The organism is Cryobacterium sp. Y29, assembly GCF_002929825.1.
Classification (GTDB): Bacteria; Actinomycetota; Actinomycetes; order Actinomycetales; family Microbacteriaceae; genus Cryobacterium.
This window is the reverse complement of the sequence record NZ_PJJN01000030.1, coordinates 209,578-217,423: the sequence shown is the minus strand read 5'-3', so window position 1 is coordinate 217,423 and position 7,846 is coordinate 209,578. Positions and strand designations below refer to the sequence as shown.

The 7,846-nt window shown below is 60.9% G+C and carries 8 protein-coding genes; 3 read left to right on the top strand and 5 right to left on the bottom strand.

Going from position 1 to position 7,846, the window contains the following annotated elements; genetic code table 11:
- A partial coding sequence (locus CXY74_RS06940) for an STAS domain-containing protein (RefSeq protein WP_146070082.1) occupies window positions 1-556 on the top strand: 556 nt, incomplete at its 5' end.
- A gap of 588 nt (window positions 557-1,144) precedes the next feature.
- On the opposite strand, the gene CXY74_RS17550 is transcribed toward CXY74_RS06940, so the two are convergent.
- The 3 genes from CXY74_RS17550 to CXY74_RS06925 form a co-directional block, all read right to left on the bottom strand.
- Window positions 1,145-1,366 carry a hypothetical protein gene (locus CXY74_RS17550; protein WP_158252318.1) on the bottom strand — a complete coding sequence of 74 codons (222 nt, stop codon included), beginning with the start codon at window positions 1,364-1,366 and terminating at the stop codon, window positions 1,145-1,147.
- A gap of 310 nt (window positions 1,367-1,676) precedes the next feature.
- Complete coding sequence (locus CXY74_RS06930; RefSeq protein WP_104199753.1) at window positions 1,677-2,129, bottom strand: hypothetical protein; 453 nt, start codon at window positions 2,127-2,129, stop codon at window positions 1,677-1,679.
- A gap of 261 nt (window positions 2,130-2,390) precedes the next feature.
- Window positions 2,391-2,873, bottom strand: a complete 483-nt coding sequence (locus CXY74_RS06925) for an HIRAN domain-containing protein (protein ID WP_233193256.1) — start codon at window positions 2,871-2,873, stop codon at window positions 2,391-2,393.
- 666 nt (window positions 2,874-3,539) lie between these two features.
- Here CXY74_RS06925 and CXY74_RS17695 point away from each other — a divergent pair.
- Both CXY74_RS17695 and CXY74_RS06915 read left to right on the top strand, forming a co-directional pair.
- Window positions 3,540-4,898, top strand: a complete 1,359-nt coding sequence (locus tag CXY74_RS17695; RefSeq protein WP_199183165.1) for a hypothetical protein — start codon at window positions 3,540-3,542, stop codon at window positions 4,896-4,898.
- 52 nt (window positions 4,899-4,950) lie between these two features.
- A complete protein-coding gene (locus CXY74_RS06915) occupies window positions 4,951-5,442 on the top strand; it encodes a hypothetical protein (protein ID WP_146070081.1) in 492 nt (163 codons plus the stop codon).
- A gap of 300 nt (window positions 5,443-5,742) precedes the next feature.
- On the opposite strand, the gene CXY74_RS06910 is transcribed toward CXY74_RS06915, so the two are convergent.
- Together CXY74_RS06910 and CXY74_RS06905 are read right to left on the bottom strand one after the other, a co-directional pair.
- On the bottom strand, window positions 5,743-7,155 hold the full coding sequence (locus CXY74_RS06910) for an Ig-like domain-containing protein (RefSeq protein ID WP_146070080.1): 1,413 nt from the start codon (window positions 7,153-7,155) through the stop codon (window positions 5,743-5,745).
- Entirely contained in the window at window positions 7,145-7,825 is a 681-nt protein-coding gene (locus tag CXY74_RS06905) for a TIGR03943 family protein (protein WP_233193251.1), read from the bottom strand. Before CXY74_RS06905 ends, CXY74_RS06910 begins: the two co-directional genes overlap by 11 nt.
- Between the last annotated feature and the right edge of the window lie 21 nt (window positions 7,826-7,846).

The following is a 7,846-nucleotide window of genomic DNA, read 5'->3' as shown; positions in this document are numbered from 1 at the left end:
ACTCGGCCTCGGCGACATACTCGCCGTCGTGCCCATGGCCGCCCTAGTCGCGGTGATGATCATCGTGTCGTATCTGACCTTTGACTGGCACAGCATCCGCTTGTCAACTCTCAAGCGGATGCCGGGGAGCGAGACCACCGTCATGATCACCACGGTCGTCATCATCGTTCTCACCCACAACCTGGCCATCGGCGTCGTCGCCGGCGTGATCGTGGCGATGGTCGCCTTCGCGCGCCGAGTCGCCCACCTAGCCCGGGTGGAACGCACAGTTGAACTCGACCAACCCGTGCCGACCGCGTACTACACCGTGACCGGAGCGCTGTTCTTCGCCTCAAGCAACGACCTCATGACCCAGTTCGAATACGCCGACGACCCCGACCGCATCATTATCGATCTATCGGCATCACACATCTGGGATGCCTCCACCGTCGCCACCCTCGACGCCATCACCCACAAGTATGAGCGGCACGACAAGCGCGTCGTCATCGAGGGATTGAACGAGGCGAGCCACGAACTACATTCCCGCCTCGCCGGCAACCTCGGCGGCGAGCACTAGCCGGGTCAGCTGCATCGTTACCGCGCACCGGCGCTGACGGTTCGACGGCCTGACGACTCAGTGCGGGCCGTCGACGAGCTCCAGGCCGACATACAGCCGATCAGGCCAGGCAGCAACGCCATTTTCGGCCAAGTGCATCACCTCCAGACGGTCACCACCCATTCAATGCTCCCCCTTCCCCTTCCCCTTCCCCTGTCGAGCTTCGCACACCGCCGTAAGTTCGCCCGCAACGCGGCGGGCGAACGACGCAACCCCGCGTGTTCTGACGCTCAGGCGGACGACTCGAATTCTGCCCACATTCTGCCCACAACTGGCAGGCAGTGCATGAGTAGTGGTGGACATTTGTGTGATCCATAAATGGCCTCGAATCGGGTATTTTGTTCTTGGTCACTGACCACGTCTGCAGCGTGGTTCGCCCTCCGGAGGCAGAGGCGGCAGTTCGAATCTGCCTGGGGGCACACCTGTCACGTGACAGTCCAGCTCGGACTCCTGCCACGAAGTGCGGACAGTCCGGCGACCAGCGCAATTACGCGGCGGCGTCGCTTGCGGGTTGGACCGGCGACATTTGTCGCTCGGAGAGAAGCTTGCCTATTGCGAAATTTCCGTCGACGCGAGAAATGCTTCCAGAGAGTTGAGGTACCCGGCGGCTTGCTCCGGGGTCAATTCCCTGCCCGCAGAGGAGAGGACAACGTTGCCGTTGCTGGCGAAATAGTATTCCGCTGCTGCCTCTGACGTTGCAACCGTATGGCCGACAACTCCGTAGCGGAATTCGGCCACGTCGTCTGCTGACGAGTACGTCACTATCTGCATTTCCTCCGTAGTGAAGAATTGGACGCAATCACCTACATGCACCCTGAGTCGGCACCACACATCGGTGTTGTCACGAGGCTCCGTTATCGCGAGCCCATCCGAGACGAAGGTGTCGACGATGGTCTCGGCAGACGGCGCCGGCTCGGATGGAGATGAGCAGCCCGTCAAAGCTGAAGCAAGTGCGATCGAGATAAGCGAAACTGCGATTGCCCGGCCAGCCATTGAATCTCCTCCTTTCTCTGAGGAGAATGCGACGAATTTCTTCCCGGACGAGCGAGCCAGCCCTACGATTCCGGTGAGATCGCCAACGTCATGGAGATGCTGCGAACACTTCCTCAAGCGTGACCAATTCGTTTCCGCCAAAGTATTTTTGTACGTCGGCGGGGCATTCCACGGCAACGATAGACGGTGGCATGTATGAATCAACCCGGTCGCCCACGAACTCGACCTCGATGCTGACGCAAACCAACACGTCGGCAACCCACGTATTGAATCCGCTTCCAGTGGAGCTCTGCCCCGAGGCGGCGTAGCTAACCAGCACCTTCGGATAGGACTTTGATCGATCGACTACCGCCCCGAATGCCGCACCGCGAGCCCAGCTGGGGGTCTGTTCATCTGTGTCCTCGCGGATTGTGGCGAATGCCGGCTTGGGCCAGACGTCTCCTGTGGACACCGCATCCAAGTAGCTGTCGAGGTTGTGACCAATAGCGCTTTCGACGGCGAGGGCGGAAACCTTCTCTATGGTGATCCGAGCCTCGAACATGGCCTCCTCTCGGATATCCGGGCGCGAGCCTGAGCACGCCGAAAGAGGGAGGATCAGGCACAAAACGAGAGCGCCCTCAATCACCCGTCGCCCTGAATGCCACGGCGCTTTTGTGTCTGTGTATGACAATCGATCTCCCTTTTTCGCGGTGATTCACGGCTTGAAGCTGGCCATTTCACCGGAATCGTAAGCCCGGAGCGAGCCCCGGTCGGCGCAGCTATGGGCTCGAGGACACGCTCGACTAACGGGAGAAGATCCCTTTCAAAAAGGGCAATACTCGCGCCAGCTTAGGCCGAGTTGCTTCGGGTGCAGTCTTCCGACGACGACCTCGCCGACAACAACGTTCACCTGCTCACCATCGGCGACTACCTTGCATTGGTGGTCGCCCACGCCCAACGCAACGAGTTCGCTCTGGTACTTCTTGGTCTGCTGGACATTGACCTTCTCGGCTCGAGGTGTCGCCACCCAATCAGCGAGGACAAAGACGTCAGCACCGCCGTCGCGGTATGTCACTGTCGTGTCGAACGACCCGCCTACTGAGTCGATCCATCTGACGATCTTCTCTGCTCTGGCAGCTGACAAGTAGCCGACCTGAGCCCTACCGATGTGCGCGCCGACAGCATTCTTGTCGGCGCGGTTCTGCGGCTCTCGCGCTAGCCGAGCTGGAACTGTGGTCCCGCCCAACCCACACTTAGCGAACGACGATCCGAAGTATTCGTTCCCGACAACCCACAGCAGTTCCATTTCGTCCAATGCCCGACCCTGACTAATCTTTTCGATCCTATGTCGTTCGGCTACATGCGGCGTGAGCCCGAGTGCCCCATTGCGGGGCGCGAACCCACGCGCCTGTCCGAGGTAGTTTGGCAAAAATTGCGTCAGTACTGCCTGCCACATCCACTAGAACTCCAATGTCCGGCCGTGGCGATTTGTCCGAACTAGCGTGTCACGTGACAACACTCGCCAGATCCGCGTGATTACGCCGATCTATGCCCCATCAGCTGTTGTTGCAGACGTCGGCAATTCATCATTTGCCCACATCTTGGCCGTGTTCATTTTTGTCATGACCTGATTCAGATACGCTGCAACGCTGTCTAAGTCAACCTCACAGAGGTCGGCGTCGGTGTCGAACGTCTCTTTCACTGAGGCGTGCCCAAGCATTCGTTGAAGTGCTTTCACGTTGGCCCCCGCCGATACGGCCAAGCAGCCCAGGACATCCCCATTTCTCAAAAAACAAGCCCATAAATCGGGGTAGCTAACGGGAAAGCCCTTGTGCCACACTGGCGCACACCACGCTCACTGACGAATTGACGTCGCGCCACATCCGCTATCACGGGGTTGAGCGCCAGGGATGTGAGAGGAAGAACCATGAGAGGAAGAACCATGAGAGGAAGACCCATGAGAGGGAGAATCATGAGACGTACACTCGTGGCGGGCGGCGCCGCGTCGGCACTGTTGCTGACGGGGCTGGTGTCTTTGAGCGCCACGGCCGCCGAGCCCGAAGGCTGCCACCCGACCAAGGAAAACCGTCCGGTCTGCCAGGCTGGATCTCCGGCCGAGACCGCGACCTTCCTGGACGCCACAGCAAAGGTCGAGGCGCCGGAGCACATCAGCTTGGCCGAACACGTGTACGTCGGCCCGTTCGCCGAGCTGGTTGCCGATGACGATGCCCCCATCAGCATCGGCGACGAGAGCAACGTCCAGGACAACGTCCTGATCCTCGGCGCACGAGACGACGACGATGACTCCGACTCCGACTCCGACTCCGACTCCGACTCTGACTCCGACTCCGACGGTGACGGTGGGCGCCAAACCGTCCGCGGCGAAGGGCACGCGGAGCCCGGCGTCGAGATCGGCGATCGCGTCATCCTGGCGCACGGCGTCTCGGTGATCGGACCGGCCCAGATCGGTGTCGAGGGCAATGACATTCCGGCCGACCCCGCCGGCGACCAGGAGGTCTTCCTGTCGTTCTCGAGCCAGGTGGACGGTGCTGTCCTGGAACGCAACACCGGTGTCGGCGCGCTGGGACGGGTCGGCCCCGGCGTGCGGCTGCGCAGCGGCTTCATCGTGCTGCCCGGCAAGAACGTCACCACCCAGACGGAGGCTGACGACCCTGCGCTGGGCAAGGTGCGCCTCATCAACGAGGCCGATGTGGCCTTCAACGAGGCCGTCATCGAAGTGAACATCGCTTTTGCGCGAGAGTACACCCGGTTGTACCGGGACAACCCGAGCAACGTGCGCGGCGTGAACTTCGACCCGGGGCACACCGAGTTCAACCACGACCGCGACCTGCCGAGCTTCGCCGGACAGGAGAAGCGGGTGCCCGGGTTCCGGAATCGGCTGATCGGTGACCTGAACCTGATCGACACCTTCAGTCGTTTCTCCAGCGTCAGTGGCGCACGGATCTCGCTACGGGCCGACGAAGGTGAGCCCTTCGGAGTCGGGTCGGTTGACCGGATGGGCGATGACGTAATCTTCCATGCGCTGGAAGAAGCTGACCTGGTCGTCGGTGATCGCGTGGAGTACGGCGACAAGGTCGTCGTGCACGGTGGCGGCAGGGTGGTCATTGCCGGTGAGCCCGAGGAGCCCACATTGGTGGGCGACGACGTGATGCTGGAGGACGAGTCCATCGTGTTCCGCAGCACCATCGGGGCCGGCAGCGTGATCGGTCAGCGCAGCGTGGTCGTCGGCAGCGAGCTGGCGCCCGGCACCGAGGTCCCGCCGCGAACGGTCATCATCAACGGCGTCAAGTTCGGCGACGTCGAGTGGTGACGACACCTTGAGGAAACGCCACGTGATGGGGCGGCGCCTGCCGCCTCATCACGTGCACCCGCGCTCGGTCGCGCTGCTGACCGGTCTGGGTCTGTTCGCCTTGCTCCTGGTCGGATGCTCGACCCCGGCGGGCACCGCGCAGCCGGAGACATCACCGGTTGAACCCGTGGAGGCCGGCGTACCGGTTGAGGTGGTCGAGGCCCTCCTCAACGACGAGATGACCACCGAGCAGAACGGCCGGATATCCTGGACCACCACCTGGCGGGCCTGCTTCGAGCAGGACGGGGGCGACACGACACGGTTCGAGGCGCAGGCGGTGACGACAGAAGGGTCCGGAACCAGCCTCCGGGAGCTGGACGGGCAATGTCTGGAACTCGACATCGCCAGGGGCGTCAACGACGCGGCTGCCGGGATGCTCGGACGCGACATCCAGCTGGCCGAGGCCTCCACACTGGCCTACCGCGTCCGTGCCGTGCTTGACGACGGCACGGTGACTCCCTGGACCGAGCCGGTACGCGTCGGGGCCACCAAGCCACCCGGATAGCTCCCACCCCACCGTGTACCCGCGCGACACCGTGCACGGCACGATACCGTCCGCTGCGTCGTGAGTTGCCCAGCCGGGAAGGCCCGGGAACCGAGGCCGACCTGTTGGACTTTGATCTGTAGGGGCCGGTGCACGAGTAGCAGGGAGCCGGTTGGTAACGGGTCGCCTGAGATCAGCCTTAGCCCGAGTGGAAGGTGAAGAATCGAGCGTGTCGGAGGGCGCTTCCGTAGCCGTCCAGGGGCATCCTGTCAGGGTCCTGGCAGTTGGGGGATGGTGAATTTTGTTTGCCAGCGAGTCGAATTATTTACACCAGTGCGGTTGGAATCCGTTGATGCTGCGGTTACTGACACCGGTGCTCAGGTCTACGAACGTGGTCATCATTGTGGAAGAGCCAGGCAGAGTCGGGTATTGATCACTATCTCCGTCACGAGGGAAGGTTTCCACGGCCACATATTGACCGTTCGGGGAGACGCAAAAATCACGAATGTCGGTGTCCGGTGAGGCTGGCACGTAGACGAACGAGCTGCCGTCGCGGTCGGTGAGAGCCAGGAGCGGGCGGGACGTTCCATCGGTGCCCCACGCGTAATACAGACGAACGTACTTGCCCTCCCGGTTGAGGACTTCAAGTTTTGCGGGGATGGCATCACCGAGCTCATCATCGGCAGGTAAGTCCAAAGGGGTCACGGTACTGTCGCGCAGATCTATCGATGCGCCTTGGGTCGGGTCAGCAACGACCAGAGAGTTTGTTCCCGGGATAAGGCCCCGCATCTCGACGTGCTGGCCGAGGGGAACTATGTCACCCTCCACAGTCACATCGATCAGATATATGACCTGGTCTGGACCGTGCGCCACCAGCGATGTGGTGTTGGGAACGAAAACGTAGTCCGTTACCGATAGGGGCCGCTGGTCAACCCCAAAAACTGGTTGTGGCACTGCTGTCTGCGCGTTGACATCGTAGGTATAGAGAATGTCAACCAGATCGTGGTCCCCACTATCTAGCCCGCTAGTTAGCGTGAAGCCGATCAGATTTGTCGTGCGTGATGTTTGAAGATCTTTCAGGACCGTATCGGAGGGCAGCACAATCTCAAGCTCGGTCTCCTCTGTAAGAGAAAACAGTGTGAGGTGATTTCTATTTTCCTGATCTAGCGTGACCACGGCGAGATACCCGGGAAGCACCGCGAATTCCTGTATCCGCTCCGCTGTGAATAGTGCTCGCCCCACGTCGGTACCAAGAAGTGTGTCGCGCCGTATTTTGTCCGGTCGCTTCGTGCCATCATCGGTGATTCTTGAGTCGCGATGCAGGGTGTACAGGTCCACATCGTCGGTGGTGAAGTCATACTCAATGGACGACTGGGCACCTTGGAACAATCCGATTACCGGGTCGATGTTGACCCGGTAATCGGTGTTGTAGTTGAGGGCCTCTTCGAAGGTGATGGTTACGACTGTGCCGTCGACGGCAACGGATACCGGGACCTCCGGGGTCACCGTGATCTGATCCCGATCGATGCTGGATATCGGCTGGTCGGTGTTGAGCAACAATCGTTGCCCCGAGTGATCGATGACACTTCCGAGGTTGATGGCCGCCGATTCCAATCTGGGTCCTCGTGTGGTGTTGAGCAGTGCCAGTGCGCCCGCCAGCACGGCGAGGACGATGACGGTCGTGAGCAACATCCGGGTGAAGTCTCGGCCGGATCGGGTGAAGTCAGTAGACATACGGCTGTTGGGGTTGGTCGACGGCGGCTACAGCTTCAGGAATGATGACTATTCCCTCACTGCTGGCGACGCTGGGATTCGCGGTCAGGCCGCCAGAAACGCCCACCCAACTGTCGAGCGGAAATTCGTCCTGCCATCCCGGCCGGTACACCGGCACTCCCACCGGTTGGGCATCGACCACGCAATGGCTCACGACGAATCGTGCCACGTAGAACACGTTCTCTGGATCATCCTGGTCGGGCGTCACGAATCCGGTGAGCTGGGCTTTTTTTCCCGCGTAAAATTCGACCCCGGCGCCTTGTCGCAGCAGTGAGGCCCAGTCTTTCACAGAGAATTTTGATGCGTCCCCTCCTGTCAACTTTGCCGAAGCTTCCTCGGTCAGCGCTGCGGCGGAACCATTCAAGTCGCGTTGCTCCAGGGTGGTTGTCGTTAGGGTCGTGGGTGGCAAAACCAACAGAGCTACCGCAGAGGCGGCGATCACTACGCTGCTTGCGCCAGCCCAGAAACGCTTGTGCCCGGTTTCGTGTTCGTGCCCTGCGTGTTCGTCACCTGGGGACAGCGCGAATGACACGATAACGACAGCGGCGGCTACGACCGCCATGATGATCGAAAAAGCAAAATACCGGGGATGAATGTAGAGGCCCAATTGACCGGTGATGCCCAGCCACACTGTCGCGACAATTCCGATCAA